Source organism: Actinomyces oris (assembly GCF_001937665.1).
In the GTDB taxonomy this organism is placed as follows: domain Bacteria; phylum Actinomycetota; class Actinomycetes; order Actinomycetales; family Actinomycetaceae; genus Actinomyces; species Actinomyces stomatis.
In genome coordinates this window covers 1-19609 of record NZ_MSKL01000021.1, presented here as the reverse complement: position 1 = coordinate 19609, position 19609 = coordinate 1, and the positions used below count along the sequence as shown (strand labels likewise).

The 19609-nt window shown below is 65.8% G+C and carries 15 protein-coding genes, 2 tRNA genes and 1 other RNA gene; 11 read left to right on the top strand and 7 right to left on the bottom strand.

Annotation, left to right across the window (positions count from 1 at the left end; all coding sequences use genetic code 11):
- Window position 1: 1 nt before the first annotated feature.
- Entirely contained in the window at window positions 2-1042 is a 1041-nt protein-coding gene (locus tag BKH28_RS08500; RefSeq protein WP_075418397.1) for a glycosyltransferase family 4 protein, read from the bottom strand.
- Window positions 1039-1266 carry a hypothetical protein gene (locus BKH28_RS13815; RefSeq protein WP_256695556.1) on the bottom strand — a complete coding sequence of 76 codons (228 nt, stop codon included), beginning with the start codon at window positions 1264-1266 and terminating at the stop codon, window positions 1039-1041. The genes BKH28_RS08500 and BKH28_RS13815 overlap by 4 nt, the downstream gene beginning before the upstream one ends.
- A 728-nt stretch (window positions 1267-1994) precedes the next feature.
- On the opposite strand from BKH28_RS13815, the gene tagD reads away from it, so the two are divergent.
- Window positions 1995-2414, top strand: a complete 420-nt coding sequence (tagD, locus tag BKH28_RS08490; protein WP_075418395.1) for a glycerol-3-phosphate cytidylyltransferase — start codon at window positions 1995-1997, stop codon at window positions 2412-2414.
- 6 nt (window positions 2415-2420) lie between these two features.
- On the opposite strand, the gene BKH28_RS08485 is transcribed toward tagD, so the two are convergent.
- From BKH28_RS08485 to orn, 3 genes are all read right to left on the bottom strand, one after another.
- Window positions 2421-3281 carry a polysaccharide deacetylase family protein gene (locus BKH28_RS08485; protein WP_075418394.1) on the bottom strand — a complete coding sequence of 287 codons (861 nt, stop codon included), beginning with the start codon at window positions 3279-3281 and terminating at the stop codon, window positions 2421-2423.
- 211 nt (window positions 3282-3492) lie between these two features.
- Window positions 3493-3568: transfer RNA gene (locus BKH28_RS08480), tRNA-His, on the bottom strand.
- Window positions 3569-3686: 118 nt separating this feature from the next.
- Entirely contained in the window at window positions 3687-4298 is a 612-nt protein-coding gene (gene orn / locus BKH28_RS08475) for an oligoribonuclease (protein WP_075418417.1), read from the bottom strand.
- A 182-nt stretch (window positions 4299-4480) separates the two neighbouring features.
- Here orn and BKH28_RS08470 point away from each other — a divergent pair, with 182 nt between their 5' ends.
- Window positions 4481-6988, top strand: coding sequence for a serine/threonine-protein kinase (locus BKH28_RS08470; protein WP_075418393.1), 2508 nt, complete (start codon window positions 4481-4483; stop codon window positions 6986-6988).
- A gap of 86 nt (window positions 6989-7074) precedes the next feature.
- Here the strand turns inward: BKH28_RS08470 and BKH28_RS08465 are convergent, their stop codons facing one another.
- Window positions 7075-9765 (bottom strand): ATP-binding cassette domain-containing protein, encoded by a 2691-nt coding sequence (locus BKH28_RS08465; protein WP_075418392.1) that lies wholly within the window; start codon window positions 9763-9765, stop codon window positions 7075-7077.
- 393 nt (window positions 9766-10158) lie between these two features.
- Between BKH28_RS08465 and BKH28_RS08460 the strand changes: the two genes are divergently transcribed.
- From BKH28_RS08460 to BKH28_RS08445, 4 genes are all read left to right on the top strand, one after another.
- Window positions 10159-10231, top strand: a tRNA-Arg gene (locus BKH28_RS08460).
- A 308-nt stretch (window positions 10232-10539) separates the two neighbouring features.
- Entirely contained in the window at window positions 10540-12141 is a 1602-nt protein-coding gene (locus BKH28_RS08455; protein ID WP_075418391.1) for a GTPase domain-containing protein, read from the top strand.
- Complete coding sequence (locus BKH28_RS08450) at window positions 12138-13640, top strand: GTPase (RefSeq protein ID WP_075418390.1); 1503 nt, start codon at window positions 12138-12140, stop codon at window positions 13638-13640. Before BKH28_RS08455 ends, BKH28_RS08450 begins: the two co-directional genes overlap by 4 nt.
- 169 nt (window positions 13641-13809) lie before the next feature.
- Complete coding sequence (locus BKH28_RS08445; RefSeq protein WP_075418389.1) at window positions 13810-14505, top strand: single-stranded DNA-binding protein; 696 nt, start codon at window positions 13810-13812, stop codon at window positions 14503-14505.
- On the opposite strand, the gene BKH28_RS08440 is transcribed toward BKH28_RS08445, so the two are convergent.
- The gene (locus BKH28_RS08440; RefSeq protein WP_075418388.1) at window positions 14498-15058 is read right to left on the bottom strand and encodes a hypothetical protein; all 561 of its coding nucleotides are present in this window, start codon (window positions 15056-15058) and stop codon (window positions 14498-14500) included. The genes BKH28_RS08445 and BKH28_RS08440 overlap by 8 nt on opposite strands.
- A 215-nt stretch (window positions 15059-15273) precedes the next feature.
- On the opposite strand from BKH28_RS08440, the gene ftsE reads away from it, so the two are divergent.
- From ftsE to ssrA, 5 genes are all read left to right on the top strand, one after another.
- Window positions 15274-15963 carry a cell division ATP-binding protein FtsE gene (gene ftsE, locus BKH28_RS08435; protein WP_009398449.1) on the top strand — a complete coding sequence of 230 codons (690 nt, stop codon included), beginning with the start codon at window positions 15274-15276 and terminating at the stop codon, window positions 15961-15963.
- 12 nt (window positions 15964-15975) lie between these two features.
- Window positions 15976-16893 (top strand): permease-like cell division protein FtsX, encoded by a 918-nt coding sequence (gene ftsX, locus BKH28_RS08430; RefSeq protein WP_075418387.1) that lies wholly within the window; start codon window positions 15976-15978, stop codon window positions 16891-16893.
- A 6-nt stretch (window positions 16894-16899) separates the two neighbouring features.
- Window positions 16900-18216 carry a M23 family metallopeptidase gene (locus BKH28_RS08425; RefSeq protein ID WP_075418386.1) on the top strand — a complete coding sequence of 439 codons (1317 nt, stop codon included), beginning with the start codon at window positions 16900-16902 and terminating at the stop codon, window positions 18214-18216.
- 155 nt (window positions 18217-18371) lie between these two features.
- Window positions 18372-18908: an SsrA-binding protein SmpB gene (gene smpB / locus BKH28_RS08420; protein WP_070661703.1), complete on the top strand. Its 537-nt coding sequence runs from the start codon at window positions 18372-18374 to the stop codon at window positions 18906-18908.
- Between the two features lie 160 nt (window positions 18909-19068).
- Window positions 19069-19439, top strand: a transfer-messenger RNA (tmRNA) gene (ssrA, locus tag BKH28_RS08415).
- Window positions 19440-19609: the final 170 nt, after the last annotated feature.

Here is a 19609-nt window from a genome sequence, read left to right as displayed (position 1 = left end):
CTCACCTCGCCCTTCGGAGGGTGGGGAAGGGATTGGGCGCTCCGATGATGGAGGGCATCCGCAAGTAGAGGATCAGGACTGCCGCCATGGCGACCTGGGGTATCCAGAGCCGACTGCGGCTGAGAAGACTGCCTGCCGCCAGGGCGGAGCACGACGCCGCGGCCAGGGTCACCAGAAGAGCCGAGGCCCAGTGCGGCCATCCGGCACAGACCAGGCGCTGGTAGACATGAAGCCGGTGCGGCTCATACCAGCACTGGCCTGCTCTCACCCGCATCCACAGGGTGTAGCCGGTATCCGCCAGAAGCACGAGGACGGGGGCGACTGCAGCCTCCACGGCCACGCCCTGGGCGAGGCAGGCCGTGACGGCGAAGGCCCAGGCACCGCCCAGGGCGTAGGAGCCGGAGTCGCCCAGGAACACCTTGGCGTGGGGCGTATTGAAGGGCAGGAAGCCGAGGCACGCGCCGGCCACCGATATCATGATGAGCCCCAGGCCGGGAACCGGAGCCACGATCGCCACCTGGACGTACCACAGTGAGGTCATCAGGGCGTGGCTGCAGGCCAGGCCGTTGGCGCCGTCCATGAAGTTCGTGGCGTTGACCAGGGCGGCAGTGCCCACACAGATCGCCGGGGTCCACCACAGTGGGACCTCGAAGGCGCTGTGTACCACCAGGCCGAGTCCTGCACCCAGGGCGAGCTGAAGAACCAGGCGAGTCCGGACAGACACGGAGAACAGGTCCTCGATCAGTCCGAGCAGTGCGAAGGTGAGCACGGTCGCCAGACCCATGAGCGCGACATCGAGCCTGATCACCGTGTGAGCAGTGCCTTGCTGGTGCGCCGCGACGAGGATGGATGTCCAGGTGGCGAGTGAGGCGGCCAGGACGATGGCGAGTCCGCCACCGCGAGGAACAGGAAACCGGTGGAGGGACCTGTCCTCGGGTACGTCAATGACGCGAGCTCTCTTCAGAAGCGGAATGACAGCCGCAGTCAAGGAGGCGGAGACGACTGCCGTCACGACGAGGCCGCCCAGGAGCAGGGTCCTCATGAGACCGGCTCCAGAGCCCGCCGTGCCTGAACCCGCCATCTCAGCCGACGCCGCCACTGGTCGGCCATGGCGATGGCCGACCCGGCGAGGCCGGCGGTCCACGGCAGGAGATGGACCTCCGTCGTGAGGTCGAGGAAGCAGGAACCCAGAGCGAACCCGGTGCCTGCCACGATGATGAACGGCATGACCCGCGTGGAGGCCCACGGCCAGTAATACCGTGTCACGCACCAGGCGGTCATTTGAATGAGCGTTGCGGCCGCGAATCCTATCAGGAGCATGCGCGGATAAAGAATTCGATGCGTTGATAAGAATGTTCTGATGAGGGTTGCCAGGAAGAGCCATAGAGCCCAGGAGGCTATGTCTCGGGTCACTGCCGAGAAATCGGAAGGGAGGTCGGGCATCGAAGCGGCCACGGAAGGGATGCGTGAGGTGGTGCAGGAAGGGCGGGGGAGGGTGCGGGCAGGAGCTACTGCTACCACTGGTGACCTCCGGTCTTCTAGGACGGGAAAGGCCTGAGGTGGCCTTCTTTACTCGTTTTCTTATAACGGTAGTTGTGTTGAAGAGTCGGAAAAGCGATAGTCGTCATGATTGGCTTGTCTGCAATCAGACTGTGATGTTCAGGGTTTATTGTGACGGTGCCGAAACCGCTTGTAATCGTTGCGATACCGCGGAATGCTGGGGTTCTGTCACATGATGGCCTCAGCTTGTGGCGGCCCGGGGTGAGGCGTGGGGCGGCGGTTTCGCGCATTCATTGGGTTAAGTGATAGGGGGTGACGGCCGACATAGTTGAAAGCCTGCTTCAGAGGGGTAACAAAGGATTTTTGGGGATCGCTTGGTGCCTAGACTTAGCGGCGAGCGCGTTCAACTGCCATACGCGCAACCAACGACAATGCGATCGGTTCTTGTGTGATTCATACAAAAAACGGTGGCCCTAACCATGAGGACAATCCCAATGAAACGCGTCATCACCTACGGCTCCTTCGACCTGCTCCACTACGGGCACATCGAGCTGCTGCGCCGGGCCAAGGCGATGGGCGACTATCTCATTGTCGCTCTATCGACCGATGAGTTCAGTGCCTCCAAGGGGAAGCGCGCCTACTTCTCCTATGAGCAGCGCAAGGCCATGCTTGAGGCCGTTCGCTATGTCGACCTGGTCGTTCCCGAGCAGACCTGGGGGCAGAAGAGCCGGGACGTCGATGAGTACGGCATTGATGTCTTCGTCATCGGCGACGACTGGATCGGCACCTTCGACGAGCAGCTCGAAGGCCGTTGCGAGATCGCCTACCTCCCGCGGACCCCGGAGATCGGCTCCGCTCGGACGCGGCCGTGCTACGAGGATCAGGAGGTCGTCCAGGGGCCCTCGTGCGCTTGAGCGCCCTCAGACGTGACGATTGTGCCCGGGGCCGAAGTAGACGTCGTCGAGTGTGGCTGTCTGCAGGGAGCGCTGACGCAGGATATCGATGATCTGGCCGTAGACGTGAGTGACGGTGGGGAAGTTCGCGTGACCGATGACGATGTGTTGCGCGAGCAGCCACTTCTGCGCCTCACCGAGAAGTACCTCCGGCGTGAGTTGCCCGGAGTCTCCGAAGGAGCCGTACCACATGGTCGTGGTCGTGTAGCCCGCTTTGGCGCAGACCGAGTCGGTGAAGGAGCTGCGGCCGCCGTAGGGAGGCCGGATGAAGGGTGCCCCGGTAACACCATAGGTGTTGCGCAGCAGGTTCTCGCACTGGGTGAGCTCATCGATGATCTCGCCCTCTGACAGTGTCGTCAGGTCGGGGTGCGTCCAGGTGTGGTTGGCCAGCTGAACCTGTCCCGATTCCACCAGGGGCTTCATCTTGTCCCGGTTGTCGGTCCAGCTCGGATAGCAACCTGTGACGAAGAAGGTCAGACGGACTCCCGAGTCCTTGGCGAAATCCAGGTAGGCCTCCACGACTGAGGAGTCGACGCCGTCGTCGATGGTGATCGCGACGACGTTGCCGACGTTCTCCGGCAGGCCGGTGATGAGGGAGTCAGCCGGACTGGGGGCGGGTAGCGGAGGCGGCCCGTCCTGAAGATGGAGCGGGCTGAGCGACGGCGTCGGTGAGGGTGTGGGGGAGGGGGTCCTTGAGGCCGGGGGTGAGCTCTGCGCTGAGGATGAGGCCGGTGAGGTGGAACGAGCTGCCGGCTGTGTGGTGTTGCAGGCGCTGAGGCATCCGGCGGTTCCGGCGGCCAGAGAGAGCAGGAAGTCGCGGCGTTGCATGGGAGGGACTTTCTCGAAGATGGATTTTCAGAGCATCGAGCACATGCTCCGCCGGCAGGAGCGCCGGAGTGAGTGGGTTGCTTGTTACTCAGGGGCGCAGGAAAACGGCTGAAGCCTTCGCTGTCCGCCGCACGCCTGCGCTACGGATGACGGCGGCATCACTTGCCGCCTGGATGGGAAAAGTATTGGGCGCGGGACGATCCGCGATCAGTGGGGTGGCTGACGGGGTTTGAACCCGCGACCTCCTGGACCACAACCAGGCGCTCTGCCGACTGAGCTACAGCCACCATGTACGGTATCACCGCAACGAATCGGTACTGTATCCGCTCCTCTCCCCGCACATCAAACTGGACTCGGTGCACTACGTCACGTCGGGCGGGTGTCCTGAGAGGACCGTCGCTCCGGTCACCTGGTGGGCGTGCGCAGGATTCGCTCAGCCACGTCCTTGCACTCCTGGGAGCTCGGCCCCTCCCCGCTGGGGAACAGGACCTCGCGGTAGTAGCGCAGCTCGTCGATGGACTCCAGGATGTCCGCCAAGGCACGGTGCCCGCCGGCCTTCTTCGGCGCGTGGAAGAAGGTCCTGGGGTACCAGCGCTTGGCCAGTTCCTTGAGGGAGGAGACATCCACGATCCGGTAGTGGAGGTGCTTGATGAGATCCGGCATGTCGCGGGCCAGGAACGCCTTGTCCGTGCCCACGGAGTTCCCCGCCAGCTGGGCGGTGCGTGGCTCGGGCACAAGGGAGGTCACATAGTCCAGAACCGTCTTGCGGGCGGCCTCCATGGTCACTCCGTCCTCCAAGGAGGCAAGGAGGCCGGAGGAGGTGTGCATGTTTCGCACATAGTCGTCCATCCGCTCCAGTGCTGCGGCGGGAGGCTTGATGAGCACATCGATTCCGTCCGCCAGCGGCTTGAGCTCATAGTCGGTGACAATGACGGCGACCTCGATGAGCGCGTCGGCGCTCTGGTCCAGGCCCGTCATCTCACAGTCGATCCACACCAGCGGGTCAGAGGTTGTCATCTGCTTGCTCACGGGAGCCACTGTAGTCATGTCGACGACCTTGAAGTCACGGACCCTCCCATGAGGGTGGTGAGATTCGAGGAGCGATTCACGACCATCTCCTGGTAGAGCGGTCCCATGGTGCGAGGATCGCGATAAGGTCTCCGTGAAGCCTGACAGCCCTTGAGTAACACGGAGCACTGATGTCCCAAAGCCCCGCCCCCCGTCACCTCGGAAGCTCCTACATCATGGAGACCCGGATCGGTGCGGGTGCCCAGGGAGAGGTCTGGCGCGGTCGGCGCACTGACGCCCGCGAGACCCTGGCCTTCAAGGTACTGCGCGCCGACCTGGTGGAGAATCCGGACGTCGTGGAGCGCTTCATCAAGGAGCGCTCCACGCTGCTGCGGGTGCGCAGCCCCTACGTCGTCGCCGTGCGCGACATCGTGATCGAGGGTTCCACCTTCGCGATCGTCATGGACTACGTCAACGGAGGGGACCTGCGGGATCTGCTGAGGGCTCGCGGCTCGCTGCCCCCTGCGCAAGTGGCCTCCCTGGGAACGCGTATCGCCCAGGGGCTGTGCGCGGTTCACCAGGCCGGAGTGATTCACCGGGACATCAAGCCTGCCAACGTCCTGCTCAGCTCGCGTCCCAGTAGGGGCGGCGACCCGTCGGAGACGGTTGCCACCGGTATGGCGCCTGGAGGGAATGTGCCGGAGGCCGTCGTCCCTCGGCTGGCGGACTTCGGAGTGGCGCGCATCTGCGATACCTTCTCCGCCTCCCACGTCACAGGAGCCATCGGTACACCGCTGTACATGGCGCCGGAGATTCTGTCGATGCAGGCACCCACTTCCGCCGCCGACATATACTCGCTGGGCATCATGCTCTACGAGATGAGCTGTGGGACGACGCCGTTCGTGGGACAACCCGCTCAGCTGCTCAGTCAGCACGCCCGACGTGACGCGGGTCGACCGGTTGGCATGCCTGACTCGCTGTGGGAGCTCATCGCCTCGATGACCTTCAAGCAGCCCGACAGGCGTCCCTCCATCGAGGACGTCGCTCAGCGTCTGGATGCCATGCAGTCAACACTGGCGGGCCTGCCCGCCGCACCGAGGCTCGAGTCGCCTCCGCAGTCGACGGCCTCGGTCATGCCCTATGACTGGGACGCACCTCCGTCCGCGGATCCGACGGTGCCGCCGGCCACGCCCCCGAATCCCTCGGCGACCTCAGCCACGATGGCGATCGCCCCGGAGGCGCCGACTCTGGTCAGTGGGCAGCAGTACGCCCCCAGTCCCGGACAGGTTCCTCTCAGCCCGGGGACCGCGAGCACCGGAGGCTTCGCCGCTCCTTCGACGCTGGCCGCTCCGGGCAGCTCCAGTCCCTCCGCGCCCGCCTTCTACAGCCAGCCGGGAGCCCAGTACTCGGCGGCTGCGGCGGCTGGAGCGCAGGCCGGTGCGCGTCGTCGGTGGTGGCGTCGTCGATGGGTGGCTGTGGCCGCAGTGGCCACCGTCCTGGCGGTCGTGGGGGCGAGCGCGACCTGGTGGTACTTCTTCTCCGGTCAGGAGATCGGCAACAGATGGCCGGCGGCACTGCCTGCGGGCAACAGTGTTCGGGAGGATCTGCGCTACTCGGATGTCTCCAATCCTGTCGTGTCCGCGGATGGGACCACGATGGCCTTCGACCACGATGGCAAGGCGAACCTCGTCGATCTCTCGAAGAGTACGACGACGCCGGTGTGGAGCGGTGAGTGCTACAAGGTTCGGCCCTGGGTCGGTGGCTCGGTGCTCTGTACCCAGACCACTGACGCATCCACGGTGATCGGGGCTGGGGGCAAGACCTCTCAAGCGCCTTTCTCCAAGGAGTCCTTCTACATCGGAGCGACGCAGGACCTCGGCATCGTGTCTGAGCAGGGGGAGGTCTTCGACGGAGGCCCCATGAGGGGGTACGACGTATCCGGTAAGGAGAAGTGGAGCGCTTCCGGCCAGTACAAGGGGGGCCGGGTCCAGAACGGCTTCATTCTCACCTACGAGATCAAGTCGCGACAGTTCCAGGTGCTGTCGGCCAAGACCGGTGAGGTGCTCGTCTCGGAGCCCGGCAAGCAGCCGGACTCCGACTTCGACAAGAAAACTCGATTCCCCGGCGGATTCAATATCGAGTCCGGACCGGAGGCCTTCTCGCGAGTGACGTCCTCAGGTGCCACGATCTACAAGGCCGACGGCAGCGAGGCGGCAACCGTCTCAGGAAAGTTCTCGGAGGAGCACTGGTGGGCCTCGTCAGCACCGCTGGATGCCTCGTCACTGAAGGATGCCTACTCCTCCTTAGCGAAGGCGGCGTCCTCGACCACTCCAGTCATCGGCCCCGGAGGCACGGTCGACGTCGTCGTCGACACGAGTACCTGCACGGCCAAGGCAGGCAGCAAGAAGCTCGAGCTGCCCGAGTTCACACAGAGCAAGGAGTGCCACATCAGGCCCATTGGTCTGCTCAGTGACGGACAGGTGCTGGTGGAGGTCGGGGAGTACAGCTACTCGGACGGTGATCCGGGCAACCTCGTCGTTGCCGTATCGCCCGACACGGGCAAGGTCGGCTGGAAGGTTCCCGGCGCTTACGGAGGCACCGTCGTTCCCGCGAAGGACAAGAGCGACGCCCGCCTCCTGGTAGCACAAGGGTCCACCTACACCTTTGATCTGGTGATCTCCAGTATCGCCAGCAAATAGGGGCACATGCGACAGGTACGACGCCGGGGTGCCGACCAGCTCTGTGGTCGGCACCCCGGCGTTCAAGTCGGGAGGGCTGACAGGCGTCAGCGGCGCCCGCGGCGGGCCAGGGCGATGTAGCACACCACCATGCAGGCCAGGCCGATGGCTGAGAGCAGGCCGTAATTCGTCAGCCACTGCGCGGTCTCGTGCTTCCACAGCGCGTCGTCGCGGTTGGGCATGATGGCGAGCATCTCCAGGGTGGAGGCGGCCATCGCGTACCCCCACCGCGATGGCATGAACCAGGCGAGCTGCTCGAAGATCGCTCGCCCCGCGATCGGGATGATGCCGCCGGACAGAACCAGCTGGGCCATGATGGAGACCACCAGGACCGGCATGACCTGCTCGGAGGAGGAGACCATCGCGGAGACGGCCAGTCCGAGGAGCCCGGAGACGAAGGCGACGGCCCAGCAGCAGAAGGCCAGTTCCAGCCCCGGCCACCCCTCCAGGATGATGGCATCGGAGGGGCCCTTGTTGAGGGCCAGGGCGATGCCCATCATCAACGCGGTCTGAACGGTGGTGATGAGCGCCAGGATGGTGGCCTTGGAGAACAGGTAGGCGCCGGATCTCAGGCCAACGGCCTTCTCCCGCAGGAAGACGTCCCGCTCTCCGATGAGGTCACGGATGGTCGCCGACATCCCGGAGAACGCCGCCCCGGTGATGAGGATGACCAACAGCTGCAGGGCCTGGCTGGAGTACTTGATGACCTGGGGAGTGGGGTTCTCCGGCGTCGGGGGAGTGGGTTCCGGGTAGTGGGGGACCGCGAAGCCGTCGCTCCCCTCGATCGCCTTGGTCAACAGCCCCATGATGATGGGGAGCAGCAGCATGAAGGCGAGGTAGGAGGGGTCGGCCGCCACGATCCGCAGCTGGCGTCGCACGAGGGTCGAGACCTGCCGGAGCACGGACTGCTGCTTGGGCGGCTTCTCCTGCGTCGCCGGCCCGGCGGCCGCAGCGGGAGCCCCTCCGCGCCGTGTCGAGGGCACTGCGGCCTCCATGTACTGACGCAGTTCCGCGGTGTGGTTGCGGATGAGGGCGTAGACATCGGCGTAGCCGTCCACGGCGGGCGGGTCGGGCAGAGTGCCCTTCGGGGTGTTGAGCAGCAGGCGGCCCTGAGAGGCGATCTCGTTGAGCCTCTGGCGGAAGTAGGGGAGTACCTCCCGGGGGGAGCCGTAGTAGACGGGCTTGCCGCCCGCTGCGAGGATGAGGACCTTGTCTGCGCGGTCGATGTGGTTCTCATTGTGGGTGACGACGACGACCGTGCGGCCGCTGTCACCGGGACGAGTCCCATGAGCCAGGGACGCCAGCAGGTCCATGACGTCACGGTCCAGCTGGGGGTCCAGACCGGAGGTGGGCTCGTCGAGGAACAGGAGGCTGGGGCGGGTGAGCAGCTCGATGGCGGTGGAGACCCGCTTGCGCTGACCGCCGGAGAGCTTCTTGACGCGCTTGTCCACATGCGCGGTCAGGTCGAGGTCCTCCAGGACTTCGGCGATGCGTTGACGCCGTTCGGCCTTGGAGACGTCCTTGGCGAAGCGCAGCTCGGCGGCGTACTCGAGGGTCTTGCGGACAGTGAGGGCGGAGTGGATGACGTCGCTCTGGGGGACCACGCCGATCTTGTTGCGCATGACCGGGTAGTGCTCGTAGACGTCCAGCCCGTTGAAGAGAACCTGGCCCTCCTGGGCCTTCTGCTCGCCGGTGAGAGCCTTGAGCAGCGTCGACTTACCGGCGCCCGACGGGCCGACGACGGCCAGCAGCTCGTTGCCCGGCAGGGAGAAGGAGATGCCGTCGAGCAGCGTCATGTTGCCGTTGTTGACACGGAAGGTCAGATCCTTACCCACCAGCTCGCCGCCGGCTCCGCCCGCGACCTGGACCTCGCACAGGCCGTCCGGGCTCAGGGCGATGAAGGTGGATCCCAGTCCCAGGAGCACGGGCTGGGTCACCTGGACCTGAGGCACGCGCTGGCCGCCGACGTAGAGACCGTTGGTGGATCCCAGGTCGGTGACGACCATGCCGTTGGGGGAGACGTCGATCCGAGCATGGTGCTTGGAGATGAGCGGGTCATCCAGGACCAGGGTGTTGTCAGGGGCGCGCCCGATGGTGCCCGAGGAGGTGATGCGGAAGGACTTGAGCGTGTGCCGCGAGGTGGGGAAGGCGCCCGAGCCTGCTGAGCCCGATGAGGGCGCCGCCTGGGGGCGTCCGGGTGCCACGTAGGTGGCTGCTGAGGACGCCGATCCCATGGCCTGTGGAATGGGTGCGGCCTGCGTCGAGGCGGCTGCGGCCGGGGACGGGCCGGCAGGGCGCTGGAGGAGCGGAGCGGCTTGTGGGGCGGAGGGCGCACTCGGCTGCGATGGGATGAAGGGGGCGTTCGGTGCAGAGGGCGCGGGCTGCCCCATCGGCTGCGACTGGACGGGGGCGCCGGCTTGAGGAACTCCGCCGGAGACGATCGGGGTGAGCCCCAGAGCCGGCCCGGAGGCGTCACCCAGCTGGATCCGGGTGCCCTGAGTCACAAGTGCTTCGCGCGTCACGGCCCCGTCGACGAGCATGCCGTTACGGCCCTGGCAGCTCACCGCCCACCCGGTCGGGGTGGGAGTCACCTGGAGGTGTGTACGGGAGACGAGGGGGTGGACGATCTGCACGTCGCTGTCCGGTGCGCGCCCCACGGTGAAAGGAGTGGTGAAGGTATGGGGCTCCAGCGATGCCTGGGCAGAAAGGGAGCGCACGATGAGTGCGGGAGTGGGCAAGGCGCGATCCTTCCGGAGGGGCGGGATGGGGCTCCGGCCACGATACTGGTGTTTCAGTGTCGTCGCTAAGAGTGAGGGCTCCCCGTTGTGAGGTTGTCAACATGTGGGCGATGCCGTGGGGCGGGGCGAGGCCCCGCGATGTGTCGATCAAGCCGGTCACAGGGCTGTTGCAGTGCTGTCACAGTTGCATTGCGGCTCGGGCTGCCAATGGTCTGAGAGGCGGCCTGAACGGCTGCGCGGAATCGTTCGGCCGTCCGGTTCGATGCACGTCCGTCATGGCGGCGTGATCTCCTCGCGATCATCTTCTGATGCTGACGACGGTGTGGGAGCGGTCCTCCCGTCGGGGTAGGGGGCGTCATGTTGATGGCGTAGGCTGGTCAGGCGCTTGCGCACGCCTCCGTAGCTCAATGGATAGAGCATCGGCCTTCTAATCCGCAGGTTGCCGGTTCGAGTCCGGCCGGGGGCACTGGCAGCCAGGGTGGAGAAGGTTGATATTCCGCGGAGTATCGACCGTTCGGGTCGCTGGCTCGCAGAGGCTGTGAGGATGTCGTCGCGCTCATCGCCGTCGGCTCCAACCGGTTCGGATGCGGTAGTCGGCGGCTGTGCTCCTGACATGTTTGAGGGGTCGGCTGTTCCTCTTGTCCGAGATTCGGTGCACGCCTCCAGCGGTCACAGCGGGGTGACAGGAGACTCTCACTGAACTTGCGACACATGTGGTGTGAACTGTCGAGATCAATCGTCGACTCTGCTGCGCTGTGCTCATAGTGTTGGCACATGCCCGCTCCTGTCCCCTCGCGCCACTCCAAGGACGATGCCCCCGTCTCGGCCCTGAGTCGCGCTCAGCTCCTCGATGTCCTGTCCGACCTGGTCCGGGACCTCGAGCGCCTCGACCTGGCCCTGAGTGCCGACGGCATCGAGGCTGCGCGTACGTTGCGCGACGGTCTTATCGGGCAGGTCCGCGATCAGGTTGTTCCCCGCCTTCAGGATGCTGATATCCCGTCCATCGTGGTGATCGGGGGCTCCACCGGGGCCGGAAAATCCACACTTGTCAACTCCGTGCTCGGCCAGGAGGTCTCAGATGCCGGAGTGATCAGACCCACCACGAGAATCCCGGTTCTGGTGGCCAACCCCGAGGATATGGACTCACTGTCCGAGCACCCTCTGATGCAGGTCTGCCGGCAGGAGGTCTCCGCTGCCATTCCGGCTGGTCTGGCTCTTATCGATGCCTCGGACCTGGACTCCGTGCACGAGGCCAACCGGGCTCTGGCCGGCAGGCTGCTGGAGGCGGCCGACCTGTGGCTCTTCGTCACGACCGCGGCGCGTTACGGCGATCAGACGCCATGGACGACGCTGGAGGAGGCCGCACGCCGTGAGACCCCCATCGGCGTGGTTCTCAACCGGGTGCCGGCGACGATCCTGGCCGAGGTGCGTCGGGATCTCATCACCCGCCTGCAGGGGCTGGGGCTGTCAGAGGCGCCCTTCTTCGTCATCCCGGACGCCGGGCCGCATGAGGGGCTCTTGTCGGGCGACGGCGTGAACGAGCTGCGCGACTGGCTGCAGCTCCTCGCCGGCCGTCACCGCGCAGCCGGTCTTGTGCGTCGTACCGGTAGGGGGGTGTGGAGCACTCTGCGCACCGACCTGGAGCGCCTGGCTGATGACGTCGACGCCCAGGACGCGGTGGCTCAGGAGCTGGAGAGGAAGTGCCAGAACCTGAGGGAGGCCGCCATTGAGTCGTTGAGCGCTGACATCAGGGCCGGTTCTGCAGGCCAGGGCGCCACGGCCACCCGGTGGATCACCCTGGCATCCTCCGGAGGTCCACTGGCCTCCCTGGCTCAAGGGGGCAGACTGCGCAGAGGATTCCTGGGGCGGGCGGACAAGGCCCGCGCCGAGGGACTCTCTCAGCTGGCCACCGACGCCCGTGAGGCCCTGGCCAACCAGCTGCAGGCCGCTATCGTCGCCTTGAGTGCTGAAGCTCGGAGAGCCTGGTCCGAGGTGGGGGCCGAGGAGCACGCGCGCAGACTCCTGGGGCAGGGTGATGACGCGGCCGTGACCATTGAGGCCTGGGTCGGCTACCTGGAGGCGAATATCGAGAGTCCGCAGGACATCCGTAGACTGAGCCCCGCCAGCGTCATCGATCTCCTCATCGCCGCAGCAGCCGGTGTTGACGGGGCCGTTTCCGCCGCCAGACGCCTGGGGTTGGAGGGGCAGACCGCTCAGGCCGGTCAGCTCCTGGTGGAAGCGGTCACGGAGGCGCTGACTGCCACAGTCCCCAAGGGGGCGGCCACCTCCCTCGCCCCCGCCCCCGGGTTCGCCGCTGCGCTGCGTCTGCGCTCGGGCGAGCTCAAGCCCTTCACCCGTCCCGGAGCCACAGCATGAGCCAATCCGATACCGTCCCCTCCACCTCCTCCGCCCAGAGGGGGTTCGAGGTGCTCGACGCCGAGCACCTCGATGCCCGCCTGAACGCGGTTCGAGATGCCTTGCGCTTGTGCCCCACCGAGGTTCCGGCCTCCCTGTCGATCCCTGCTCACAAAGCGCTCGATGCCGTGGCGCAGCGCCTGGCGCTGGGAGTGGATCACACCGTCGTAGCGCTGTTCGGGGGCACCGGCTCGGGCAAGTCGTCGTTGTTCAACGCCTTGACCCAGCTGAACTTCGCAGATGTGGGCGCGCGTCGTCCCACGACGTCGCGGGCTGCCGCCTGCTCCTGGGGTGACGACGCCGGCCCGCTCCTGGACTTCCTCGGGGTCTCCTCGGAACGGCGAATTCGGGGGGACTCGATTCTCGACGCCGAGGACCAGGGAAGCATGTCCGGCCTGGTCCTGCTTGACGTCCCCGACTACGACTCGGTGACGACGGAGCATTCCTTGCAGGTGGATCGCCTCGTTCCGCTGGCCGACATCCTCGTGTGGGTGGTCGATCCTCAGAAGTACGCCGACGCGGCCCTGCACGACGGCTACCTGCGCGGGCTGGGCGCCCGTCAGGAGGACATGCTCGTCCTGGTCAACCAGGTGGATACCCTCCCGGAGAGCGGCCTGGCGACCCTGCTGGACGACGTCGGGTCTCTTCTCAAGGATGATGGGCTCAGCCGGGTTCAGGTGCTCCCGGTATCGGCCGTGCGTGGTGACAATCTCGACGTCGTGCGCAGCATGTTGCGCCAGCGCGTCGCACGGGAGTCCAACGCGGCACGCACGGCCTCGGCCGAGCTTGATGCGATCACGCGTCGTCTACGTCCCACGGTGGCTCGCGACAAGGTGGAGCTCAATGCCGACCTCACCGAGGAGGCCACCAAGGTGCTGCTGCAGGCGTCCGGCGCCCAGGCGGTGGAGGACTCGGTGAGAGCCGGACTGTCCAGGGTCCTGCCCAGAGCCCTGGCCCGCCCCGAACCGCCCTCGCGTACCGCGGTGTCCTCGGCTCACTCCACATGGGTCCACCGCACCTCACAGGGACTGCCGCCCACGTGGGCCCGGAGCATGGAGGCATCCGTCGTCTCCCCGGAGACCTTGGCGGGGCAGACCGCCGAGGCGGTCGGTTCCGTGCCGCTGCCAGGGCATCGCCAGCCGGTGATCGACCTGCTGTGGTGGGGAGGTCTGCTCATGGTGCTCGGCGGGGTGTCGTGGCTGTCCGCCTCCGTGGTGCGAGAAGGACTCGAGGTTCTGCACCGCAGCATCGAGATCGTCCCGGCCTGCCTCATCGTCCTCGGACTCATGGCGGTCCTGATCGCCGGGGTACGTCGGCGCAGCAGAGCGCGCCGCGAGGCGGAGCGCTATGGACAACGGGTGCGTGCACGCCTGGAGTCCGTGGTTGAGCGGGGACTGAGCCAGCCGGCTGCCAAGGTTCTGGAGAAGCATCGGGTGCTGCAATCCGCTTTGGGGCTGTAACCCCGCCTCTGAGAGGCCATCCAGTGGCCACAGCCCTCAGTTCTTCCCCTGAGGGAGGCTCGTGCGGGGAGTGAGCCCGGGGCCCGCTGGGCATCTGATGGGCGGACCGAGCACCGTTGTGGTGCAGGGGCGGCAGAGCGCCGCCCGCCCACAACCAAGGAGCCCGCTCATGACTCGTCAGCTCGACCTCACCGTCCAGGGCGTCGTCGGGACCAATCCGGTCCTGTCCCGTGTCGGGGACAATGCCCGTCCCTACTGTCGTTTTCGTGTCGCCGTCACCCCGACCTACCGCACTGATCAGGGGTGGAACAACGCCGAGACGATCTGGTTCACCGCTAAGGCATGGGGGCAGCTCGCCGCCAATCTGAGTCATTCCCTGCGCAAGGGGGACGCAGTCCTGCTCACAGGACGTTTCTCTCAGGAGTCCTGGGAGAACAACGGCAGGAAGCACGAGACCAACGTCATCACGCTCCAGGCCGCTGGGCACGACCTGACCAGAGGGGAGTCCCGATTCGCGCGCGTGAGAGCCGTGGAGTCGGCGCCCTCCGCATCCTCGGGCGCTGGAACCGGGGACGCCGAGCTCGAGCCCGGTTGCGACGAGCACGCCTCACCGGATCACTGGGACGTCGAGACGCCAGCATCGGGCGCCTCGGCTCCAGAGGCCCGGAGAGCGGGAGCTTCCCAGGACTCCACTGAGATCGGCGAGTCCAGAGACTCCAGAGAGTCCACTGCGACGCACGCGGGGAACGCTGATTCCTTCGTCGTCGATCCAGTCTCCGTGCAGGCCGAGGAGCAGACCGAGGAACCGTGGCCCATGTATGAGCTCGCCGATGATCTCGTTGAGCAGGCCACAGGGGTCAGCTGATGTCGGAGTGCGCGCGCAGGAGGTAGTCGAGGTCTGCGGGATGGGCGACCTCGAGCACCTCGATGAGGATGCGAGTCACCAGGTCGGCGGTCTCATCTCCGTCGGACAGCAGCCTGGCGAAGACGTGATGACTCTCCTGCCAGCCGATCGCGCCCAGGATCCTGCGCTCGGTGGGGCCGAGCAGCACCCGCCCCTGTGCGTCGAGCTCTGGTAGGGAGACCTCGATGCCGTCGGTGCGTCCCACGAGGACCACACCCGGCAGGTCCGGGGAGGGAACGGGGGGAGTGGACAGGGACAGTTTCGACAGCAGCTGCGACCAGCGCCCCTGGGGAGCCAGCTCCTCGGCCTTGACCATGGGGACCGGTGCAGTCAGCAACAGGGTTCCGCCAGATGGATCAATGGCGGCTTCGGCAGCCTCTCCCCGCTGCACGGGCGGCCTACACACCTCGTCGAGGAACCGGGCCAGCGACGAGGTGAAGCCCGCCCAGGAACCCAGGTCGACACGATCCTCGAAGGCGCGTGACAGCGCGGGCGACAGGGAGATCTCACTCATGCTCCCAAGCCTAGGGCGCGTTGCCGGTGAGTGGTTGGAGTCTGGGGCTCTCGAGCCCTGTGATCACAGGAGGATCACACCTCGTCCCGGCCATCACAAGCCACATCGATGCTGGGCGTGTCACGGCGGGTAAATGGCGTGTCGGCGCATACGGTGGCCATAACGCCATGAACCCGAGTGCCGTGCTCGGGGCGCAGCAGGGGAGCAACGAGCAAATGATCCGCTTCGACCACGTCTCGAAGGTGTACAAACGCGGGGCGCGTCCGGCGCTTGACGACGTCGACATCAAGGTCAACCGTGATGAGTTCGTGTTCCTCGTCGGTGCCTCGGGGTCAGGAAAATCAACCTTCCTGCGTCTGGTCCTGCGTGAGGAGCGTCCCACCAAGGGACGCATCCACGTGCTGGGACGCGACCTGTCGCAGATCTCCTCGTGGAAGGTGCCCCAGCTGCGACGGGAGATCGGCTTCGTCTTCCAGGACTTCCGGCTCCTGGAGAACAAGAACGTCCTGGAGAACGTGGCACTGGCCTCCCAGGTCATCGGTAAGCCGCGCCACTACATCCTCTCCGCTGTGCCGGAGGCCCTCGACCTGGTGGGGCTGGCCGGCAAGGAGAAGCGCCTCCCGCACGAGCTCTCCGGGGGTGAGCAGCAGCGCGTGGCGATCGCCCGTGCCATGGTCAACCGGCCCAAGCTCCTCCTGGCCGATGAGCCCACCGGAAACCTGGACCCCTCGACGTCGGTCGGGATCATGCGTCTGCTCGACCGCATCAACCGGCAGGGGACCACGGTCGTCATGGCGACTCACGATGACGAGATCGTCGACCAGATGCGTAAACGAGTCATCGAGCTCAAGGGCGGTGAGGTCGTACGCGACCAGGACCGCGGTGTCTACGGCTCGGACCGCTGAAGGAGAAGAACTGTGAGACTGCGTTTCGTCCTCTCGGAGACCGCCAAGGGCATGTCCCGGAATCTGGCGATGACGGTGTCCGTGATTCTCGTCGCCTTCGTGTCGCTGCTCTTCGTGGGGGCCTCCTCACTGCTGCAGAGCCAGATCTCGACCATGAAGGGCGACTGGTACGACAAGGTCGAGGTCTCGGTCTACATGTGCCCCAAGTCGTCGGCCTCCTCCAACTGCGCCGACGGCGAGGCCACTGCTGCTCAGATCAGCGAGGTTGAGAACCTCATCACCAGCGGTGCCCCCTCTGGCTACGTCAAGTCCTACCAGATGGAGACCAAGGCCCAGGCCTATCAGAACTTCATGAAGGCCTACGCCAAATCGGCGGTCGGGAGAAACGCCACTGAGGACATGATGCCCGTGTCCTTCCGCATCAAGCTCAAGGACGCCGAGAACTACAAGCTGGTGGCGGAGCAGTTCGAGGGACACAGAGGCGTGGAGCGTGTGGTCGACCAACGCTCCACCCTCGAGCCCCTCTTCCTCGTGATGAACCGGGCCTCCTGGATCACGGGAGGGCTGGCGACCATCATGGCGGTGGCCGCGGTGCTGCTCATCTCGACGACCATCAGGCTGTCGGCCATGTCCCGCTCACGACAGACCGGGATCATGCGCCTGGTGGGAGCCTCGAACCTCTTCATCCAGATGCCCTTCATCCTTGAAGGGGTCATTGCCGCCCTCACCGGGGCGATTCTCGCCGTGGCCACGTTGTGGGTGGGAGTCCGCTACGTCGTGGAGGGGTGGCTCGCCTCCTCCATCTCCTTCACGACTGCCTTCATCACCACCAGAGACGTTCTCCTCCTGTCGCCCTGGCTGATTCTGGCGGCCATCGCCTTGGCCGCGGTCTCTTCCGCCTTCTCTCTGTCCAAGTACACGAGGATCTGATCTCGCATGCTGTCTCGTCTGTTCCTCCGTCGCTCACGCCGGCGCGCCGCGGTCTGTGCCCTGGCCGCCGCCAGCCTCGCCTTCTTCTACTCCGGGGACATCTCCCTGGCCGACGAGCGCGACGACGCCGTGGCCAAACAGAGTGAGGCGCAGCGTAAGCAGCAGGAGGTCCTCTCCTCCCTCGAGGGGGTCAGCGCTGATCTGGGACAGGCCTACATCTCGCTTCAAAACGCCCAGGCATCCTTGAGCACAGCGGAGACCGAGCTCAATACTGCTGAGACGACGCTGGCCGCCAAGGAGAGGGAGCAGCAGATCGCCAGCGACCGCCTGACCGCTGCGCAGAGCAGTCTTGAGACGGTCAAGCAGGAGTCCGAGGCCTCCAAGAAGACGGCCTCGGAGACCTCCGACTCCGTGGCGGAGATCGTGGTGTCCACCTACCAGGGGGACAACTCGGTGACCTCGTGGAGCTATGTTCTCGCCTCCCAGGACGTCGAGGAGCTCAACCAACGCGCCTCGGCCGTCGAGATCGGCTCAGGGGTCCAGGAGGCTGTGCTGTCCGCCGCCGAGGTCGAGCGCGCTCAGAACGCCAACCGTGAGGCCAGGCAGAATGCCGCCACCACGCGAGTCGGCACACTCAAGACCGAGGCCGACAACGCCGAGGCGAACGCCAAGACGGCCCGGGATGCGGCCAAGACCAAGCGGGACGAGGTCGCCAAGCTGGCTGCTCAGAAGAAGTCCGCTGCCACAGCGCTGGAGAACCGTAAGAGCAATCTGCAGGCCCAGCTCGACCAGGCCAACGCCGATGCCGCGGCCGCGTCTGAGCGAGTGGCCAAGATCGACGCCGCCAACCGGGCTGCGGCCAGCGCCGGCACCATGCCGTCGGTCCCCTCGAGCTCGATCAGTTCCGACTCCCTGGGAAGCGGGTACATCGGTCACCCGATCACCGGTCCGCTCGAGGTGACCTCGCCCTTCGGGTACCGCGTTCACCCGGTCACCGGTTCCGGAACAGGGCACCAGGGGGTCGACTTCGCCGCGAGTGAGGGCACGCCTCAGTACGCCGCGGTCTCTGGAGTGGCCACCTACTGGGACTCCGAGTCCTGCGGCATCGGCATTGACATCAATGGCGGCATCATCGACGGGCACTCCTACGTCATCACCCTGTGCCACCTCTCCTCGCGCAGCGTTGCCGACGGCCAGCAGGTCAAGCGTGGTGACGTCGTCGGCGCGACCGGCTCGACCGGCTACGCGACCGGGGCGCACGTCCACTTCCAGGTGGCTCAGGACGGGGTGTACATCGACCCGATGTCTCTGCCCGGCTTCTAGGCGAGTCCTTCTTGACGAGGCCCGTAGACTCCTGTCCCTGCGCGTCGTCGTGTCACGTCACGATGCCCCGGTTGGGTGCGGCCCGCCCGGAGGGGACTCCGGGTCGCCCTGACGTGGGAGCGCCAGCCATCCCGTACTCGTGAAAGGACAGGCCGATGACCCCCGCCTCCAAGTCTGCTCGGGCGTCCAAGCCAACAGCCGGGCAGAAGGCGAAGGCCGCCTCCGATGCCCACAAGACGGTGGCCCGTAACCGCAAGGCGACCCACGACTACTTCATCGAGGACCGTTACGAGGCGGGGCTGGTTCTCACCGGCACCGAGGTCAAGGCGCTGCGCATGGGACGAGCCTCGCTCACCGAGGCCTGGATCGAGATCGACCGCCATGGTGAGGCCTGGCTCCAGGGGGCTCATATCCCCGAGTACCTGCAAGGGACGTGGAACAACCATTCCCCGCGTCGCAAGCGCAAGCTGCTCCTGCACCGCAGTGAGCTGGAGCGTCTTGAGACCAGGGTCCAGGCCAAGGGCTATACGGTGGTCCCGCTGGAGCTGTACTTCATCGGTGGACGCGCCAAGCTGGAGATAGCCCTGGCTCGGGGTAAGCAGGACTGGGATAAGCGCCAGGCACTGCGTGAGGCGCAGGACAAGCGGGAAGCGGCCCGGGCCATGGCCGCCGCCAACCGGCGTCGGGGCTGAGACGTGCGGAAGACTCTCCTGCCTCGAGTGCTCCGCGTGGGTCGTGTGAGGCACGGGGCATCAGCGTTCGGTGCTTTCTTCTCCTGATTCTGCTAGAGTGTTCTGGCTCTGCTGAGAGCGCGTTCCAGGTCTCCTGCGGGAGTCCGGTGACATGTCCATAGGGGATGATCGGTTTCGACGACGGTCGTAGGTTCAGGAGAAGCGGGTCGAGGATGCGCAGTCATCTCGTCAACGCTCTGCGCGAACCAATAGGTGCCGATAACACTCGCACCGACTTCGCCCTCGCCGCCTGAGCGAGCCTCGAAGTCCGTCAGCCCGGGGAGCGCTTCCGCCCCGGTTCCTGGCGTCATCTAGGAAGCCACTGCTGAGAGCCCGTGTCGGTAGGGCTCTTGGGACTTTTCATCGACTGAGCCCGTCGGCGTCCTTGCTCGCGTGAGACGCCGGGGCCGAGAAAAACGCTAGCGAGCTGCACCCGGAGAAGTCCTGTTGTACGCCCGTCGGACGGGGGTTCGATTCCCCCCATCTCCACCAATACATAAGTTTCCAACGAAGGATGCCTGTCAATGCCTGGCTGCGAAACAAGACGGGGACAGCATTCAGGAACGTAGAACGGAGCCCCCACCACCCGTCGAGGGTGGTGGGGGCTCCGTTCTGCTGAGTCGTAAAAACTCCCGAGGTGCCAGCGGTTCTTGGCTGGTGGT